The following is an 18042-nucleotide window of genomic DNA, read 5'->3' as shown; positions in this document are numbered from 1 at the left end:
CCGGGCCGCTCCGGGGCCCTCGGTAGGGTGCTGGGGTGAATCTCCCCGCGCGACTGGTGGTGTTGATCTCCGGCTCGGGCAGCAACCTCAAGGCGCTGCTCGACGCGACCGCCGACCCGGCCTACGGCGCGACCGTGGTGGCCGTCGGCGCGGACCGGGACGGCATCGCCGGGCTCGACATCGCGGCCGAGGCCGGCGTGCCCACGTTCGTCGACCGGGTGAAGGACCACGCCACCCGCGCCGAGTGGGACGCGGCGCTGACCGCGCACGTGGCCGAGCACAAGCCCGACCTGGTCATCTCCGCCGGCTTCCTGAAGCTGGTCGGCGCCGGGTTCCTCGCCGCGTTCGGCGACCGCTACCTGAACACGCACAACGCGCTGCTGCCGTCGTTCCCGGGCATCCACGGGCCGCGCGACGCGCTGGAGTACGGCGTGAAGGTCTCCGGCGCCACGCTGTTCTTCGTGGACGCGGGCGTGGACACCGGGCCGATCGTGGCGCAGACCGTCGTGCCGGTGCTGGACACCGACACCGAGGCCGACCTCACCGAGCGCATCAAGGAAGCCGAACGCCGCCAGCTCGTCGAGCAGGTCGGGCGCCTGGTCCGCGAGGGCTGGACCATCACGGGAAGAAAGGTCACCATTCCATGACACTCACCCCAGGTGAGGCCTCGGTCGTGACGGCCGCGGTGTCCGCCACCGGCGCCGTCGGCGCCGCCACCTCGGGCGAGGCCGTCGTCGCGGGCGACACGCTCGCCGCCGCGGACGCGGCCTTCCGCCGGCCGCTGCGCCGCGCCCTGGTCAGCGTCTACGACAAGACCGGCCTGACCGAGCTGGCCACGGCGCTGCACGCGGCCGGCGTCGAGATCGTCTCCACCGGCTCCACCGCGTCCGTCATCGCCGCCGCGGGCGTGCCGGTCACCCGCGTCGAGGAGCTGACCGGGTTTCCCGAGTGCCTGGACGGCCGGGTGAAGACGCTGCACCCGAAGGTGCACGCCGGGCTGCTCGCCGACACCCGGCTGGCGTCGCACCGCACGCAGCTCGCCGACCTGGGCATCGCCGGGTTCGACCTGCTGGTCTCGAACCTGTACCCGTTCCAGGAGACCGTCGCGTCCGGGGCCGGCGTCGAGGAGACGATCGAGCAGATCGACATCGGCGGGCCGGCCATGGTCCGCGCGGCGGCGAAGAACCACGCGTCGCTGGCCGTGGTGACCGACCCGGCGGCGTACCCGCTGGTCGAGACGGCGCTGGCCGAGGGCGGCTTCACGCTCCAGCAACGCCGGGCGCTCGCGGCCCGCGCGTTCGCGGACATCGCGGAGTACGACACCGCGGTCGCCGAGTGGGTCGCGCAGGAGCTGAACCCGTCCGAGGCGTGGTGGCCGGAGTTCGCCGGGCTCGCGCTGCGCCGCACCGCCGTGCTCCGCTACGGCGAGAACCCGCACCAGCGGGCCGCGCTCTACACGGACCCGGCCGCGCCGGCCGGCCTCGCGCAGGCCGAGCAACTGCACGGCAAGGAGATGTCCTACAACAACTACGTCGACGCGGACGCCGCCTGGCGGGCCGCCAACGACATGGCCGACGCCGCCGTCGCGATCATCAAGCACGCGAACCCGTGCGGCATCGCGGTCTCGTTCGCCGGTGACGTGGCGGAGGCGCACCGCAAGGCGCACGCGTGCGACCCGGTCTCCGCCTACGGCGGCGTCATCGCGGTCAACCGGCCGGTGACGGTGGAGCTGGCCCGGCAGGTCGCGGAGATCTTCACCGAGGTTCTGGTCGCGCCCGGCTACGAGGACGGTGCGGTGGAGGTGCTGCGGGCGAAGAAGAACCTGCGCATCCTGGTCGCGCCCACGTGGGCGCCCGCGTCCGTGGAGTTCCGGCAGGTCAGCGGCGGTCTGCTGGCCCAGACCCGGGACGGCATCGACGCGCCCGGCGACGCGCCGTCCGCGTGGCGCCTGGTCGCCGGCGAGCCCGCGTCCGCGGAACTGCTCGACGAACTGGCCTTCGCCTGGCGCGCGGTCCGCGCGGTCAAGAGCAACGCGATCCTGCTCGCCGCGGACGGCGCCACCGTCGGCGTCGGCATGGGCCAGGTCAACCGCGTCGACTCGGCCCGCCTGGCGGTCTCCCGCGCCGGCGCGGACCGGGCCCGCGGCGCGGTCGCGGCCTCGGACGCGTTCTTCCCGTTCCCGGACGGCCTGGAGGTGCTGACCGAGGCGGGCGTGCGTGCGGTGGTCCAGCCGGGCGGCTCGGTCCGCGACGACGAGGTCATCGCGGCGGCGCAGAAGGCCGGGATCACCATGTACTTCACCGGGGCGCGGCACTTCTTCCACTGAGCCGTCCCTGGTGTGCACGGGCCGTGGCCTTCGCCGCGGCCCGTTCCACGTCCGGGACGCGCGCGGGTCAGGGCGTGAGGGTGGTGAGGACGGAGAGGGCGGTCGCGGTCGGGACGTACCCGAGGCGGGTGTTGACGGCGAGCATCGGGGCGTTGGCCGTGTCGTTGGAGGTGTAGGCGACGGTCCCGCCGGTGGCGGCGGCGTGGGAGAGCGCGGCCGTCTTGGCCAGCCGGGCCAGGCCGAGGCCGCGATGGGCGGGCAGCGTGGCCGTCATGTCCGACCAGTAACGGTCGCCGTCGCGCAGCAGCAGCGAGAAGGATGCCACCGCGCAGTCCGGGTCGAGCACCGCGAAGCTCGCGTCCCGGTCCAGGCCCGGCTCCTCCCAGACGTCGTACCGCCAGTGGTCGAACGTGAGCGCGTCCGGCGCCACGTCGGAGGGCTCGTCCGCGACGCCGCCGGTCTCGGCCGCGAAGAGCGCCCGGTCGGTCAGCGCCGACACCGGTACGAGCGTGTACCCGGACGGCAGCGGCGGGGGTGGTGGCAGCGGCGTGGTCAGGTCGAGGCGGGAGTAGCGCAGTTCCCGGCTGGCGGTGAACCCGCGGGCGGTCGCGAACGGCAGCGACTCCGGCGTCACGTACCCGCGGACGTTGCGCAGCCCGCACCCGCGCAGATGCGACAGCGAGGCGGTGAGCAGCGCCGATCCGTGGCCGCGTCCCCGGTGCGCGGGGTGGACGTGCAGCAGCGAGACCTGGCCGGCGTGCGGCGCGGAGGTGCTGGTGTTGCGGAACGCGGTGCTGAAGCCGACCACCTCGCCGGTGCCGGACACCGCGACGAACGCGGCCAGGGACGAGTCCGGCGGCGGCGTCGCCAGCTGCCGCCGGGTGGAGGCCTCTCCGCGTACCAGATAGGGGTAGACGGTGTGGCGCAGCGCGACCAGCGCGGGCGCGTCGTCGGGGTGTGCCGGGCGGACGGTCATGGTGGACAGACCATCCGCCCGGCACGCCGACGGCAACCGATTTATCGGACCGGGTGCCGGAGCTCCGGGAAGTGGCAGGCGGACGGGTGCGGGTCGGCCGGGCGCACCACCAGCGGCGGCTCCTGCGCGGCGCAGATCTCCTGTGCCTTCCAGCAGCGGGTACGGAAGTGGCAGCCGGACGGCGGGTTGGCCGGTGAGGGCACGTCGCCGTCGAGCCGGATGACCTCGCGGTGGTTGCGCGCCCGGGGGTCGGGCACCGGGACCGCGGAGAGCAGCGCCTGGGTGTACGGGTGGGTCGGCCGCTCGTAGATCTCCGACTCCGTGCCCAGCTCCACGATCTTGCCGAGGTACATGACCGCGACCCGGTCCGCGATGTGCCGGACCACGCTCAGGTCGTGCGCGATGAAGATGTACGACAGCCCGAACTCGTCCTGCAACTGCTCCAGCAGGTTGATCACCTGGGCCTGGATGGACACGTCGAGCGCGGACACCGGCTCGTCGCAGACGATGATCTGCGGGCGGAGCGCGAGCGCGCGGGCGATGCCGATGCGCTGGCGCTGGCCGCCGGAGAACTGGTGCGGGTACCGGTTGACGTGCTCCGGGTTCAGGCCCACCACGTCGAGCAGCTCCTGGACGCGGCGCCGGCGGTCGCCGGGTGGTGCCGCGTCCGGGTGGATCTCGAACGGCTCGCCGATGATGTCGCCGACCGTCATGCGCGGGTTCAGCGAGGTGTACGGGTCCTGCATGACCATCTGCACGTTGCGGCGCAGCCGGCGCAGCTCGGACCCGCCGAGCGTGAAGATGTCCCGCCCCTCCAGCACGGCCTTGCCCGAGGTCGGCGTCTCCAGCCGCATGAGCAGCTTGGCCAGCGTGGACTTGCCGCAGCCGGACTCGCCGACCACGCCGAGCGTCTCGCCGCGGCGCAGCTGGAAGCTGACGCCGTCGACCGCCTGCACCGCGCCGACCCGGCGCTTGAACACCACGCCCTGGCTGATCGGGAAGTGCTTGACCACGTTCTGCACGTCGAGCAGCACCTCGCCGTGCCGTGGGTGGTGCTGCGGCGCCGGTGCCGCGAATCCCCTAGCGGTGGTCACTGACTACCTCCTGGGCGAAGTGGCAGGCGCTGTACCGCGGCCCGAGCACGTGCTTGGCCGGGACGACCTCCCGGCAGACCGGCTGGGCGTACGGGCACCGGGGGTGGAACGGGCAGCCGGGCGGGATGTTGGCCAGGTTCGGCGGCAGGCCCTTGATCGTGGCCAGCTTCTGGCCGCGCTGGTCGAGCCGGGGGATGGAGGCCAGCAGCCCCTTCGTGTACGGGTGCGCCGGCGCCTCGTAGATGTCGTAGACCGGCGCCTCCTCGATGATCCGGCCCGCGTACATGACCGCGATCCGGTCCGCCACGTCCGCGACCACGCCGAGGTCGTGCGTGATCAGGATGAGGCCCATGTCGAGGTCTCGGCGCAGGTCGCCGAGGAGGTCCATGATCTGGGCCTGCACGGTGACGTCGAGCGCGGTGGTGGGCTCGTCGGCGATCAGCACCTTCGGGTCCTGCGCCAGCGCCATGGCGATCATGACGCGCTGCCGCATGCCGCCGGAGAACTGGTGCGGGTAGTCCCCGACGCGCTGCTTCGCGGCCGGGATCTTGACCAGGTCCATCAGCTCGATCGCCCGTTTGCGCGCGTCGGCCCGGGACCTGCCCTCGCGTTTGCGGAGGACCTCGCCGATCTGCCAGCCGACCGGGAAGACCGGGTTCAGCGCGGAGAGCGCGTCCTGGAAGATCATGGCGATCTCCTTGCCGCGCACCTCCCGCCGCTTGTCCTCGGGGAGCTTCAGCAGGTCCACACCGTTGTAGAGGATCTGCCCGGAGGGAATCCGCGCGGGCGGCATCTCCAGGATGCCCATGATCGCCTGCGCGGTGACGGACTTGCCGGAACCGGACTCGCCGAGCACGGCGAGCGTCTCGCCCGGATCGAGGTGGTACGAGACGCCGTTGATCACCTTGGCGACGCCGTCCCGGCTCTTGAACTCGACGAAGAGGTCCTTGACCTCGAGCAGGTGTTTCGCGACTGGGGGCATGGGGGTCACCGCAGCTTCGGGTCGAAGGCGTCGCGGATGGCGTCGCCGAGCATGATGAACGCCAGCACGGTCATCGCCAAGAACAGCGACGGAGCGACCAGCGGCGGAGCGGACTCACGAACGTGCTTCGACGCCGTCGAGATGTCGATACCCCACGAGATCGCATCGCCCTTCAGGCCGATGCCCAGGAACGACAACGTCGCCTCGGTGGCGATGAACTGGCCCAGCGCGATGGTCAGCACCACGATGAACGGCGCGATCGCGTTCGGCAGGATGTGCCGGAACATGATCCGGAAATTCCCCGCCCCCAGCATCCGCGCCGCCGCCACGTAATCCTGATTCTTCGCCGAGATCACCGACGACCGCATGACGCGGGCGGCGGTGGTCCAGCCCAGGATTCCGAGGACGACCACGACCGCGAGCAGGCCGGACGAGCCGCCGGTGTCACCGGCGGCCAGGCGCTTGCCGAGCACGATCGCGGCCAGCAGCAGCGGGATGCCCAGCACGATGTCCGTGATCCGGGACAGGATCGCGTCCAGCCAGCCGCCGAAGAACCCGGACGACAGGCCGAACACCAGGCCGATCGCCGAGGCCAGCGCCGTGGAGAGCACGCCGACCCAGATCGAGGCGCGCGCGCCGTGGACGGTCCGAGCGTAGATGTCGCAGCCCTGGAAGTCGTAGCCGAACAACGCCCAGCCACTGCCCGGCGCGTGCTGCCGCGACAGGGCGCACTCGGTGGGGTTGTTCGGCGTGAACAACGACGGCGCGATCGCCATCAGGATCACGATCAGCGCGATCGTGGAGGCGAACCAGAAGATCCAGTTGTGCCGTAGGTCGCGCCACGCGTCCTGGCCCAGGCTGCGCGCCCGCTCCACGGACGGGACCTCGGTGGCGGCCACCGCTTGCAAGTCACTCATACCGGATCCTCGGGTCCAGGACCGCGTAGAGCAGGTCGACGATCAGGTTGGCCACGATGAAGATGATCACCAGGATGCTGACGAAGCCGACGACCAGCGGACCGTCCTCCGTGGTGATGCCCCGGAACAGCGACGAGCCGACGCCGGGGATGTTGAACACGCCCTCGGTCACGATGGCGCCGGCCATCAGGCTGCCGAGGTCGACGCCGATGTAGGTGACGACCGGGATCAGCGAGTTGCGCAGCACGTGCACCCCGATCACCCGGTTCCGGGCCAGGCCCTTCGCCTTCGCGGTACGCACGTAGTCCGCGCGCAGGTTCTCCACCACCGACGTGCGGGTCAGCCGCGAGTAGGTCGCCAGCGAGCCCGCGCCCAGCACGATCGCCGGGAGCATCAGCGCGTAGAACGACGGGTCCGCGCCCGCGGTGGCCGGGAACCACTTCAGCTCCACGCCGAAGAAGAGCTGCATGAGCGGCGCCAGGACGACGATCGGGATCGAGATCAGCACCAGCGTGATGATCAGTGTGGTGTGGTCGAAGATGCCGGCCCGGCGGATGCCCGCGACGACGCCGGCCAGGATGCCGATCAGCGCGGCGAACACCACCGCCATGACGGCCAGCCGGAACGTGTTCGGCCAGGCGAGTTCCAGCATCTCCGAGATGTCCTTGCCGGTGAGCGACTGACCGAAGTCGCCCTGGAACAGGCCGCGCATGTAGTAGCCGTACTGGACGATGAACGGCTCGTTGAGGTGGTAGCGCTCGGTGAGCGCCTGCCGGACGTTCTCCGAGATCGGGCGCTCACCCGCGAGCGCCTGCAGCGGGTTGTCCTGGTTGGCGAACATCAGCGCGTAGACCACGAACGTGGCCCCGAAGAACGTGAGCACGCCCTGGAGCAGGCGTCGCACGATGTAGCGAATCACGAGTGGAAACCCCCAGGAGAGGGCGACGCGTCCCCTGGGTCAGGGGGAGGACACGCGCCGGAAGACAAAGGTGTGGCGGCGCCCCGGCCTGGTGGGCCGGTGACGCCGCCACCGTCACGCCCAGCCGGTTAGCTGACCGCTTCGACCTTGAGCAGGTTGATCCGCTGGAACAGGTCGATCTCCACGTTGCGGACCTTCGTGGAGTAGCCGTAGTTGTTCTGCCCGAACCGCAGCGGGATCACCGGCATGTCGTTGGCGAGGAGGTCCTCCGCCGCCTGGTACTTGGTGATGGCCGCGTCCTCGTCCGCCGCCTTGGTGCCCTCCGCGACCAGCGTGTCGAACTCCGAGTTGCTGTACCCGTAGTAGTTCGAGGAGCCCTTGGTGGTGTAGATCGGGCCGAGGTAGTTCTCCATGGACGGGTAGTCCATCACCCAGCCCATCCGGAACAGGCCGACGTCCTGCTTCTTCTCGACCTTGCTGAGCAGGTCCGCGAACTTCGCCTCGGCCACGCCGGTGCAGGCGATGCCCAGGTTGGTCTTCAGCTGGTTGCAGGTCGCGTCGACCCAGTCCTTGTGGCCGCCGTCGCCGTTGTACGAGATCTTGATCGTCGACGGGCCACCGGCCGCCGTGTACTGCGTCTTCGCGGTCGCGGCGTTGAACTGGCAGGAGGCGCCACAGGTGTCCTCGCGGTAGCCGGCCACGACCGGCGAGACGAAGGAGCGGGCGGACTGCTGCGAGTTCTTGAAGACCGACTTGATGATCTCGTCCCGGTCGATCGCCATGGAGATCGCCTTGCGGACCTCCGGCTTGGCGAAGTCCTCCTGGAACGTCGGGAACGCCAGGAACTGGAACGTCGAGGCCGGGCTGGTCGCGTAGCGGTCGCCCAGGTCGGTCGGCGCGGAGGTGATGTTCTCCGTCGGGATGGTCCGCAGCACGTCCAGGTTGTCCGACAGCACGTCCGCGTACGCGGCGGTGAGCTGCTGGTAGATCCGGAACTCGACGCCGCCGATCTTCGGCTTGGCGCCCGGGTAGCCGTCGTACGCCGCGACCTCGATCTTGGCGTCGTGCTGCCAGGTGCCGTTCATCTTGAACGGGCCGTTACCGATGATCGCTTCCTCGAAGCCCTCCGCGAGCACGCCCTCGGCGGAGAACGCCGCGGCCGGCAGCGGGTAGAACGCGGTGTAGCCGAGCATCGTCTTGAAGTCGACGTACGGCGCGGTGAGCGTCACGGTGAAGGTCAGGTCGTCGACCTTGGCCAGGCCGGAGAGCTTGTTCGTCTTCGGCGCCGGGGCGGCCTGCGGGCCGTCGCCGTCCGGGTCCGTCGACTGGAGGTCCGCGTAGCCCGCGACCTTCTCGAAGAAGTACGAGTTGCCCTGGGCGTTCGGCGCGTACGCGCCGTAGTTCCAGGCGTTGATGTAGCTGTCGGCCGTGACCTTCTCACCGTTGTGGAAGGTGTAGCCGTTCTTCAGCTTGATCGTCCAAACCGTGTTGTCCGTCGAGGTGATCGATTCGGCCGCGTCCTCGACCGGCTTGTTCTCCGCGTCGTAGCTGACGAGCGGCGTGAACAGCGCCGCCAGCACCTGGGACCCGGAGGTCTCGTTGGTGTTGGTCGGGATGAGGTGCTGCGGTTCGGCGATCTCGATCGAGACGATCGCGGACGTGTTGCTCTCGCCTGCGTCGTCGCCGCCTTGGCCGCACGCGACCAGGCCGAGGGACGTGACGACGGGGAGAGCGGCCAAGGCCGCGAATCTGCGGACCTGCATGGAGCCTCCTTGTTTCCTTACGCTGCGCAGCTTCGCCCCTGTGTGAGTAACGCTGAGCAACGCCCGGGCAAAGGTAGGGCGGGTCAGTCCCACCTACAAATCGGGTCTTTGCGGCGGCATGCCGTGGCACGCCTCCATCGATTTGCGTTATCCCTGTTCACCCTGGTAGCGGCCGCGACAATCACTCAAGTGGTAATAGGCATTATGCACCATTATTCGGACTAATCGGCCCGGTCCGGGAGGGTTGGATCAACGCGAGGTTGATGCCCGACTGACTGTTTTGTAGGCGGACCGCAGCTCACAGTGTGGGAAGTGACACACCGTGGGTTACAGAGCGTTAAGGGAGGGAAGTCCACGGAGCGTCACCTACGGGCGGTGCTCGGTGGCTTACTTAACGATCATTGGCCCGGCGACGGCAGCGCGTAACCCGATTGATACGGTCGGGAAAAAACCGCCTCGTCCAGAGAAGAGTGACGCGACATGGGCAAGAAGGTCACCGTCGTCGGCGCCGGATTCTACGGTTCCACGACCGCGCAACGTCTCGCCGAGTACGACATCTTCGAGACCGTGGTCCTGACGGACATCGTCGAGGGCAAGCCGGAGGGGCTCGCGCTGGACATGAACCAGTCCCGCGCCATCGAGGGTTTCGAGACGAAGGTCGTCGGCCAGACCACCGGCAAGAACGGCGAGGGCTACGAGGCCATCGCCGGCTCCGACGTCGTCGTGATCACCGCCGGTCTGCCCCGCAAGCCGGGCATGAGCCGGATGGACCTGCTCGAGGTGAACGCCGGCATCGTCCGCGGCGTCGCGGAGAACGTGGCGAAGCACGCGCCGAACGCCGTGATCATCGTGGTCTCGAACCCGCTCGACGAGATGACCGCGCTCGCCCAGATCGCCACGAACTTCCCGAAGAACCGGGTGCTCGGCCAGGCCGGCATGCTGGACACCGCGCGCTTCACCAACAACGTGGCCGAGGCGCTCAACGTGCCGGTGGCCAGCGTCAAGACGCTCACGCTCGGCTCGCACGGCGACACCATGGTCCCGGTCCCGTCCCGCTGCACCGTCGACGGCAAGCCGCTGACCGACCTGCTGCCGGCGGACAAGATCGAGGAGCTGGTGGTCCGCACCCGCAACGGCGGCGCCGAGGTGGTCGCGCTGCTCAAGACCGGTTCCGCGTACTACGCGCCGTCCGCCGCCGCGGCCCGCATGGCGCGCGCGGTCGCCGAGGACTCCGGCGCCGTCATGCCGGTCTGCGCCTGGGTCGACGGCGAGTACGGCATCTCCGGCGTCTACCTGGGCGTCGAGGCCGAGATCGGCGCCGAGGGCGTCAAGAAGGTCGTCGAGACCGCGCTCACCGACGCCGAGCTGGCCGACCTCAAGACCGCCGCCGAGGCTGTCCGCGGCAAGCAGGCGGACGTCGCCAACCTCTGATCCACCACGCCAGGCCGGGCCCGCCGACGCGCGGGCCCGGCCTCGCCGTTTCCACGGACCGCCGCGTCTCCCCGGGGCCGAGCCCCGGACCCCACGGTCGATGTGCCCGCTCCCGGCGTGGTCGCGGCCCGCATGCTCCCGCGGGCGCTGAGTTGACCCGGGGCCGAGCCCCGGACCCCACGGTCGATGTGCCCGCTCCCGGCGTGGTCGCGGCCCGCATGCTCCCGCGGGCGCTGAGTTGACCCGGGGCCGAGCCCCGGACCCCACGATCGATGTGCCCGCTCCCGGCGTGGTCGCGGCCCGCATGCTCCCGCGGGCCAACCGCGCGGCGGCTCCGCCGCCGCTCCGCCGCCGCGTCGGAGCCGGTGTCGCCGCTGGTCACCACGAACGCGCGAGTGGCGCGGCGGCTCGTCACGGCCGCCGCGCCGCGCGTCACGGCCGCAGCGGAAAAGCGTTGTCGTCCTGGACGTCGTAGACGGGGCCGGTGTAGTCGCCGGAGCGGGCGAGCGGGGACGTCTCCTGCGAGGCGACCGAGACGCCGGGCCGGCCCGCCTCGGTGACGAACTCGGCCGCCGTGTAGATCGGGCTGCCCTCGGTCCAGATGTCGTCGACCACGCGCAGCCGCGAGCGCATCTCCCGCGCGGACACGTCGCAGACCACGTACCCCCGGCGGTTGTCGATGTACTTCCAGTGCGGGCTCTCCGCCATGATCGGGTCGAAGGTCGCGTGGAACGCCGCGGTGTCCGGGTTGCCGCCGGAGCTGATCGAGGTGCCGGTGAGTTCCGCGCCGACCACGGGTGACGCCGGGTCGTCGAAGTCCGGCCGCAGGTCGCAGACCCAGGTGCAGTGCCGGTCGCCGGTGAGCACGACCGGGTTCTGCACGCGCCCGGTCCCGAAGAACTCCAGCAGCCGTCGCCGCTGCGCGCGGTATCCGTCCCAGTTGTCGAAGTCGAAGACCGTCTCCGGCCCGGCCCGGCGGTCGTTCTGCGCCCACATCACCTGGTTGGCCAGCAGGTTCCACCGGGTGCCGGAGGTGCCGAGGCCGCGCACCAGCCACTCCTCCTGCGTGGGCCCGGTCATGGACAGCGCCGGGTCCTGCGCGGCCGCGAGGCTGGTCGGCTGGTCGCTGCGGTACTGCCGGGTGTCGAGCACGTGCACGCTGGCCAGGTTGCCGAACCGCAGCCGCCGGTAGAGCTGCATGTCCAGCCCGCGCGGCACGGAGGCGCGCCGCAGCGGCATGTGCTCGTAGTACGCCTGGAACGCCGCGATCCGCCGCGCCCGGAACGCCTCCGGCGTCTGCAGCGCCGGGTCCTGCGGCACCTCGTCCGCCCAGTTGTTGTCGATCTCGTGGTCGTCGAGCGTCACGATCCACGGGTACGTCGCGTGCGCGGCCTGCAGGTCCGGGTCGCTCTTGTAGCGGGCGTGCCGGTTGCGGTACTCGACCAGCCCGTACGGCTCGCCGGTGCCGTCGTGCTGCCGGAACGCGTTCGGGTTCGGCGCGCCCTCGTAGATGTAGTCGCCGAGGAACGCCACGAAGTCCAGGTCCTCGTCGGCCAGGTGCCGGTGCGCGGTGTACCGCCCGGACTGGTAGTCCTGGCAGCTGGCGAACGCGAATCGCAGCCGCTCCGGCCACGCGTGCGCGTCCGGCGCGGTCCGGGTGCGGCCGGCCGGCGAGATCTCCGTGCCGGCCCGGAAGCGGTAGTGGTAGTCGGCGCCCGCGCGCAGCCCGCGCACGTCGACGTGAACGGCGTGGCCAAGTGCCGGCTCCGCGAACGCGACGCCGCGACGGCGTACCCGGCGGAATCTGGCGTCCTCGGCCACCTCCCAGGCGACCGGCACGGTGCGGTCCGGCATCCCGCCGCCGTTGAGCGGGTCGGGTGCGAGTCGGGTCCAGATGACCACGCCGTTCGGCAGCGGATCGCCGGACGCCACGCCGAGCGTGAAGAGGCCGGCCGGGAGTGGTTCCCGCGGACCGCTCTGGACGTGCGCGAAGCCGCCCTCGGGGCGCAGCAGCAGCGGTCCGGCGATCAGGCCGGCGGCCGCGTTCGCGACCAGGCGGCGCCGGCGGACGGGGAACGCGAAAGGTAGCGACATGCCTCGATGCTTTCGGTCGCGGGTTACACCGGCTCCAACGCGGCATGACGTGTCGGGGGAACTAAGGGTGGTAATTCGGAAAAGTCCGGTTTGCCCCTCGGGCGTGTCGCGGCCGGTGCTTGACTGGTGGGGACCCCGCGGGCGGGTGGAAGGTCGTTGCAGTACGCTCGTACTGCTTGAGAGTCCACAGTTCGCGAAAGGGCACCTGCCCCCGAGAGGAGCGCCGGCGGATGGCGAAGATCAAGGTAAACAAGCCGGTCGTGGAGCTCGACGGCGACGAGATGACGCGGATCATCTGGAAGCAGATCCGTGAGCAGCTGATCCTGCCGTACCTCGACGTCGAGCTGGAGTACTACGACCTGTCCGTCGAGAAGCGCGACGAGACGAACGACCAGATCACGATTGACGCGGCGAACGCCATCAAGGCGCACGGCGTCGGCGTCAAGTGCGCCACCATCACGCCGGACGAGGCGCGGGTCGAGGAGTTCGGCCTGAAGAAGATGTGGCGCTCGCCGAACGGCACGATCCGCAACATCCTCGGCGGCGTCGTGTTCCGCGAGCCGATCATCATGTCCAACGTGCCGCGCCTGGTGCCGGGCTGGACCAAGCCGATCATCATCGGCCGGCACGCGCACGGCGACCAGTACAAGGCCACCGACTTCGTGGCGCCCGGCCCGGGCACCATGACCGTCACGTTCACGCCGGACGACGGCTCCGCGCCGATGGAGTTCGAGGTCGCCAAGTTCCCGGGCGGCGGCGTCGGCATGGCGATGTACAACTACGACGACTCGATCCGGGACTTCGCGCGGGCCTCGTTCCGCTACGGCCTGTCCCGCAACTACCCGGTCTACCTGTCGACCAAGAACACGATCCTGAAGGCGTACGACGGCCGCTTCAAGGACCTGTTCGCCGAGGTCTTCGAGGCCGAGTTCAAGGACGAGTTCGCCAAGGCCGGCCTGACCTACGAGCACCGTCTGATCGACGACATGGTCGCGGCGGCGCTGAAGTGGGAGGGCGGTTTCGTCTGGGCCGCCAAGAACTACGACGGTGACGTGCAGTCCGACACGGTGGCGCAGGGCTTCGGCTCGCTGGGCCTGATGACCTCCGTGCTGATGACGCCGGACGGCCAGACCGTCGAGGCCGAGGCCGCGCACGGCACCGTCACCCGGCACTACCGGCAGTGGCAGAAGGGCGAGAAGACCAGCACCAACCCGATCGCCTCGATCTACGCCTGGACCCGGGGCCTGGCCCACCGCGGCAAGCTGGACGGCACGCCGGCCGTCTCCGAGTTCGCGGACACGCTGGAGAAGGTCGTCATCGACACCGTCGAGGGCGGCCAGATGACCAAGGACCTGGCGCTGCTGATCGGCAAGGACGCGCCGTGGCAGACCACGGACGAGTTCATGGCCACGCTCGACCAGAACCTGGCGAAGCGCCTCGGCGCCTGATCCGGAAAACGAAGGCCCGCGCCCGGGAGGGGTGCGGGCCTTCGTGCGTTTTATGGATGTTTGAGGCCGTAACCGCAGGGAACATATGCCGTTAATTTGGGCAGAACGACCTCATGTCGTCCCTTCCCTCGTGCGGGAGGCTCTGTCCCGGGCCTCCCGCACACCCCCCAGGCTCCTACAGCGACACGTCACGCAGCATGGTCGCGGCCTGCTCCGGCGTGACGTCGTTGATGAACACGCCCATCGCGGACTCGGAACCGGCCAGGTACTTCAGCTTGCCCGGCGCGCGCCGGATGCTGAACAGCTGAAGGTGCAGGTAGCCCAGCTCGCGGCCGGCGTTGACCGGCGCCTGGTGCCACGCGGAGATGTACGGCATCGGCCCGTCGAACAGCCCGTCGAACCGTTTCAAAATCTCCAAATAGATGACCGCGAACGCGTCGCGCTCCGCCGGGGACAGCGCCGGGATGTCCGCCACCTGCCGGTGCGGGGCCAGGTGCACCTCGAACGGCCAGCGCGCCGCCGCCGGCACGTACGCGGTCCAGAACTCGTTCGACGCCACCACCCGCTCGCCGGCCTTGATCTCCGCGGCCAGCACGTCCGCGTACAGGTTCCGCCCGGTCGCGTCGAAGTGCCGGCGCGCCGCCGCCTGCATGGCCACGGTCCTCGGCGGCAGGAACGGGTACGCGTATATCTGCCCGTGCGGGTGGTGCAGCGTCACGCCGATCTCCACCCCGCGGTTCTCGAAGCAGAAGACCTGCTCGATCCCGGGCGTGGCGGACAGCTCCGCGGTGCGGTCCGCCCACGCGTCCACCACCAGGCGCACCCGCGACGGCGGCAGCGCGGTGAACGCGGTGCTGTGATCCGACGTGAAGCAGACGACCTCGCACCGGCCGAAGCCCGGCTTGATCGGCACCAGGTCGGTGACGGACGCGCCGGCCTCGTCCACGGTCCGCGCGCTGAACGACGGGAACCGGTTCTCGAAGACGACCACCTCGTAGTCGCCGGGGATCTCGGTCAGGAACTCGTCGGTCGACGGGTCCAGCGGGCACTCGTTCGCCGGTGGCAGGAACGTACGGGTCTGCCGGTGCGCCGCGACCGCCACCCACTCGTCGGTGAGCGGGTCGTACCGCAGCTGGGAGGCGGGCGGCGGCGGGGGCAGCTCGCGCCGGTCCACGGTCTCGCGGACCGCGTCGTCGTTGGAGTCGAAGTAGATCAGCTCGCGGCCGTCCGCCAGCGTGATCGGGGTGCGCTTCATGCTTCCACCACTCGTAGGTCCGTTACGTAATCGGCAAGTACCGCCCGCGCCGGGTCGGACAGCCCGGCGTCGGAGATCAGGGTGTGCGCCTCGCCGAGCGCGGCGAAGGACGAGATGCCGACCGTGTCCCACTTGGTGCTGTCGGCCAGCACCACCAGCCGCTCGGCGGCCTCGACCAGCGCGCGGTTCGTCTCGGACTCGGTCAGGTTCGGCGTGGTGAAGCCGGCGCGCTCGCTCATCCCGTGCACGCCGAGGAAGACCAGGTCCAGGTGGAGCGAGCGGATCGCGGCCACCGCCACCGGGCCGACCAGGGCGTCGGACGGCGTCCGGACGCCGCCGGTGAGCACCACGGTCGCGTCCGGGCGGCCCCCGCGGTAGAACACGTCCGCGACCGGGATCGAGTTCGTCACCACGGTCAGCGACGGCACGTCGATCAGCCGGTTCGCCAGCTCCACCGTGGTGGTGCCGGCCGAGAGCGCTATCGCGGTGCCGGGACCGACCAACCGGGCCGCCTCCGCCGCGATCATCGCCTTCTCCCGGCGCTGCTGCGCGGACTTCGCGGCGAAGCCGGGCTCGTGCGCGGAGCCGGGCAGGCCGGGCGTGGCGCCGCCGTGCACCTTGGCCAGCAGGCCCCGGTCGGAGAGCAGGTCGAGGTCGCGGCGGATGGTCATGTCGGAGACGCCGAACTCGGCCGCCAGCTCGCTCACCCGGGCGCCGCCCGCGGTGCGTACCCGCTCCAGGATCGCGGCCTGCCGCTGCTGGGCCAGCATCACGCCTCCCGGAGCACGACGACGCCGCCGGCGGGCACCTCGGCCGGTGCGGTCCAGGAGGCGCCGGTCAGCAGGTCGGTGCCGCGCGCGTCGACCGCGGCCGGGCCGTCGCCGTGGTTGAGCAGGAACAGGTACGACCGCCCGTCCTCGTGCCGCCGGCGCACCGCCTCGACCTGCGCCGGGACGCGGTGGGTGACCGGCGCGACGGTGGCCAGCAGCGCCTGCAGCGCGTCGTCGGCGAGCCGGGTGCCGAGGTACCAGACGTCGCCATGAGCGGAGTCTCCGGTCGTGCCGGGGGCGGGTGGCCGGGGCGGCAGCCGGGTGATGGCGGGTGCGCCCGCTACCGGACCGTCCAGATACGACGCGACGGCGGTGGCGCCGTCGAGCGCGAGTTGCTCGGTCCAGATCGCGGCCGAGGAGCCGTCGTCCAGCGCCACGCTCGCGCCGGCCGGCAGCGGGAAGTGCTCCTCCACCCGTACCCCCAGAAGCTCGTGGAACGCTCCTGGCAACGGTGCCGGGCGGATGTGGTCGTTGGGGTCCACGAGCCCGCTGTACGGCCCCATCACCAGCGTGCCGGTGAACGCGGCGAGGTTCGCGACCGCGTCGTCCTCGACCAGGTAGAGCGACGGGACCAGCACGGCCCGGTAACCGCTCAGGTCTGCGGCCGGGTGCACCAGGTCGGCCGTGACCCCGGCCCGCCAGAGCGCCGCATGCCAGCGCTTGACCTCGTCGAACGCGCGCATGTCGACGCTCGGCTGGTTCGGCGCCTCCTGCGCCCAGCCGGACGGGTAATCGAGCACGATCGCGACCGGCGCGTCCACCCGGGAGCCCTCGACCTCGGCCAGGCTCCGCAGCGCGCCGCCGAGCGCGACCACGTCGCGCCACACCTTCGACGCGGTGCCGGCGTGCGGCAGCATCGCGGAGTGCCACTTCTCCGAGCCGGCGCGGCTGGCCCGCCACTGGAAGAACATCGCGCCCTCGGACCCGCGCGCCACGTTGCCCAGGCTCTCCCGGAGCAGCGCGCCGGGCGCCTTGGCCAGGTTGCGCGGCTGCCAGTTGACCGCGCTGGTGGAGTGCTCCATGAGCAGCCACGATCCGCCGGCCAGGCCGCGGGCGGCGTCCGCGGCGTACGCGGTCTGCGCGGCCGGCGGGACCGGGCTCTCCGCCAGCACGTAGTGGTCGTTCGAGACCACCGGCAGCTCGCGCGCCCACCGCCAGTAGTCCAGCGCGTAGCAGCTGGACGTCATCAGGTTCGTGGTGATCGGCACGTCCGGCGTGATCGCGGCCAGCGCGTCCCGCTCGGCCGTGAAGTTGGCCAGGTGCGCGTCCGAGGAGAAGCGCGCGAAGTCGAGCAGTTGCGTCGGGTTCGACGAGGTGACGGTGGCGCGCGGCGGTCGCACCTGCGCCCAGTCCGTGTAGGTCTGCGACCAGAACGCGGTGCCCCAGGCGGCGTTCAGCGCGTCCAGGTCGCCGTACCGGGCGCGCAGCCAGTCCCGGAACGCGTCCGCGGAGGTCTCGCAATAGCAGTGCGGGTTGTGGCACGCGTACTCGTTGTGCACGTGCCACATGGCCAGCGCCGGGTGCGTCCCATAGCGCTCGGCCAGCCGCTTCGCGAGATCAACGGCCTTTCGCCGGTACGCCGGGGAGCTGGGACAGAACGCCTGACGGCTACCGTACGTGAGCACACGGCCGTCCGCGTCCACCACCATGGCCTCCGGGTGGGCGGCCGAGAACCAGGCCGGCGGGGACGCGGTGGCGGTGGCGAGGTCGACGGCGATGCCGCCATCGTGCAGCATGTCCATCAGACGGTCGAGGCGGTCGAACTCGTACCGCCCGTCGGCCGGCTCCAGCCAGGCCCAGGCGAAGATGCCCAGGCTCACCACGCTGACGCCGGCCTCGCGCATCAGCGCGACGTCCTCCGCCCACACGCTCTCCGGCCACTGCTCAGGGTTGTAGTCCCCGCCGTAGCTCAGCCCTCGGACCTTCGGCGCCAGCCGGTTCGCCACGCGACCTCCCGGGTGTCAACGCTTCCGCACTAAAAACAACAGAAACGAACATACCCCGGTG

The 18042-nt window shown here is 70.8% G+C and carries 14 protein-coding genes; 4 read left to right on the top strand and 10 right to left on the bottom strand.

The features are described from left to right. Positions 1 to 35: 35 nt before the first annotated feature. Positions 36 to 647 carry a phosphoribosylglycinamide formyltransferase gene (gene purN, locus J2S41_RS30570; RefSeq protein WP_310372860.1) on the top strand — a complete coding sequence of 204 codons (612 nt, stop codon included), beginning with the start codon at positions 36 to 38 and terminating at the stop codon, positions 645 to 647. Next, entirely contained in the window at positions 644 to 2326 is a 1683-nt protein-coding gene (purH, locus tag J2S41_RS30565) for a bifunctional phosphoribosylaminoimidazolecarboxamide formyltransferase/IMP cyclohydrolase (protein WP_310372858.1), read from the top strand. Before purN ends, purH begins: the two co-directional genes overlap by 4 nt. Positions 2327 to 2393: 67 nt before the next feature. Here purH and J2S41_RS30560 read toward each other — a convergent pair whose 3' ends face one another. The 6 genes from J2S41_RS30560 to J2S41_RS30535 all read right to left on the bottom strand — a co-directional run bounded on the left by J2S41_RS30560 (position 2394) and on the right by J2S41_RS30535 (position 8977). Next, a complete protein-coding gene (locus J2S41_RS30560; RefSeq protein WP_310372856.1) occupies positions 2394 to 3302 on the bottom strand; it encodes a GNAT family N-acetyltransferase in 909 nt (302 codons plus the stop codon). Positions 3303 to 3343: 41 nt separating this feature from the next. Next, the gene (locus tag J2S41_RS30555; protein WP_374728179.1) at positions 3344 to 4396 is read right to left on the bottom strand and encodes an ABC transporter ATP-binding protein; all 1053 of its coding nucleotides are present in this window, start codon (positions 4394 to 4396) and stop codon (positions 3344 to 3346) included. Next, positions 4383 to 5378: an ABC transporter ATP-binding protein gene (locus tag J2S41_RS30550; RefSeq protein WP_310372854.1), complete on the bottom strand. Its 996-nt coding sequence runs from the start codon at positions 5376 to 5378 to the stop codon at positions 4383 to 4385. Before J2S41_RS30550 ends, J2S41_RS30555 begins: the two co-directional genes overlap by 14 nt. Positions 5379 to 5383: 5 nt before the next feature. Continuing rightward, a complete protein-coding gene (locus J2S41_RS30545) occupies positions 5384 to 6295 on the bottom strand; it encodes an ABC transporter permease (RefSeq protein WP_310372852.1) in 912 nt (303 codons plus the stop codon). After that, positions 6288 to 7214: an ABC transporter permease gene (locus J2S41_RS30540; protein WP_310372850.1), complete on the bottom strand. Its 927-nt coding sequence runs from the start codon at positions 7212 to 7214 to the stop codon at positions 6288 to 6290. Before J2S41_RS30540 ends, J2S41_RS30545 begins: the two co-directional genes overlap by 8 nt. A gap of 128 nt (positions 7215 to 7342) precedes the next feature. Next, entirely contained in the window at positions 7343 to 8977 is a 1635-nt protein-coding gene (locus J2S41_RS30535; protein WP_310372848.1) for a peptide ABC transporter substrate-binding protein, read from the bottom strand. Between the two features lie 480 nt (positions 8978 to 9457). Between J2S41_RS30535 and mdh the strand changes: the two genes are divergently transcribed. After that, a complete protein-coding gene (gene mdh, locus J2S41_RS30530) occupies positions 9458 to 10408 on the top strand; it encodes a malate dehydrogenase (protein ID WP_310372847.1) in 951 nt (316 codons plus the stop codon). A 432-nt stretch (positions 10409 to 10840) separates the two neighbouring features. Here the strand turns inward: mdh and J2S41_RS30525 are convergent, their stop codons facing one another. After that, on the bottom strand, positions 10841 to 12502 hold the full coding sequence (locus J2S41_RS30525; RefSeq protein ID WP_310372846.1) for an alkaline phosphatase D family protein: 1662 nt from the start codon (positions 12500 to 12502) through the stop codon (positions 10841 to 10843). Between the two features lie 230 nt (positions 12503 to 12732). On the opposite strand from J2S41_RS30525, the gene J2S41_RS30520 reads away from it, so the two are divergent. Beyond that, positions 12733 to 13950 (top strand): NADP-dependent isocitrate dehydrogenase, encoded by a 1218-nt coding sequence (locus J2S41_RS30520; protein WP_310372844.1) that lies wholly within the window; start codon positions 12733 to 12735, stop codon positions 13948 to 13950. A gap of 175 nt (positions 13951 to 14125) precedes the next feature. Here the strand turns inward: J2S41_RS30520 and galT are convergent, their stop codons facing one another. The 3 genes from galT to J2S41_RS30505 are packed head-to-tail and all read right to left on the bottom strand — an operon-like array spanning position 14126 to position 17981. Further along, the gene (gene galT / locus J2S41_RS30515) at positions 14126 to 15205 is read right to left on the bottom strand and encodes a galactose-1-phosphate uridylyltransferase (protein ID WP_310372842.1); all 1080 of its coding nucleotides are present in this window, start codon (positions 15203 to 15205) and stop codon (positions 14126 to 14128) included. Then, a complete protein-coding gene (locus tag J2S41_RS30510) occupies positions 15202 to 15975 on the bottom strand; it encodes a DeoR/GlpR family DNA-binding transcription regulator (protein WP_310372840.1) in 774 nt (257 codons plus the stop codon). Before J2S41_RS30510 ends, galT begins: the two co-directional genes overlap by 4 nt. Continuing rightward, positions 15975 to 17981 (bottom strand): beta-galactosidase, encoded by a 2007-nt coding sequence (locus J2S41_RS30505; RefSeq protein ID WP_310372838.1) that lies wholly within the window; start codon positions 17979 to 17981, stop codon positions 15975 to 15977. Before J2S41_RS30505 ends, J2S41_RS30510 begins: the two co-directional genes overlap by 1 nt. Between the last annotated feature and the right edge of the window lie 61 nt (positions 17982 to 18042).

The organism is Catenuloplanes atrovinosus, assembly GCF_031458235.1.
GTDB lineage: Bacteria > Actinomycetota > Actinomycetes > Mycobacteriales > Micromonosporaceae > Catenuloplanes > Catenuloplanes atrovinosus.
This window is presented reverse-complemented; position numbering and strand designations above follow the sequence as displayed.

Bases quoted from the DNA above. Each gene is read 5' to 3' on its own strand.
- purH (WP_310372858.1), top strand. From the start codon at position 644: ATGACACTCACCCCAGGTGAGGCCTCGGTCGTGACGGCCGCGGTGTCC.
- J2S41_RS30560 (WP_310372856.1), bottom strand. From the start codon at position 3,302: ATGACCGTCCGCCCGGCACACCCCGACGACGCGCCCGCGCTGGTCGCG.
- J2S41_RS30550 (WP_310372854.1), bottom strand. From the start codon at position 5,378: ATGCCCCCAGTCGCGAAACACCTGCTCGAGGTCAAGGACCTCTTCGTC.
- J2S41_RS30545 (WP_310372852.1), bottom strand. From the start codon at position 6,295: ATGAGTGACTTGCAAGCGGTGGCCGCCACCGAGGTCCCGTCCGTGGAG.
- J2S41_RS30535 (WP_310372848.1), bottom strand. From the start codon at position 8,977: ATGCAGGTCCGCAGATTCGCGGCCTTGGCCGCTCTCCCCGTCGTCACG.
- mdh (WP_310372847.1), top strand. From the start codon at position 9,458: ATGGGCAAGAAGGTCACCGTCGTCGGCGCCGGATTCTACGGTTCCACG.
- J2S41_RS30525 (WP_310372846.1), bottom strand. From the start codon at position 12,502: ATGTCGCTACCTTTCGCGTTCCCCGTCCGCCGGCGCCGCCTGGTCGCG.
- J2S41_RS30520 (WP_310372844.1), top strand. From the start codon at position 12,733: ATGGCGAAGATCAAGGTAAACAAGCCGGTCGTGGAGCTCGACGGCGAC.
- galT (WP_310372842.1), bottom strand. From the start codon at position 15,205: ATGAAGCGCACCCCGATCACGCTGGCGGACGGCCGCGAGCTGATCTAC.
- J2S41_RS30510 (WP_310372840.1), bottom strand. From the start codon at position 15,975: ATGCTGGCCCAGCAGCGGCAGGCCGCGATCCTGGAGCGGGTACGCACC.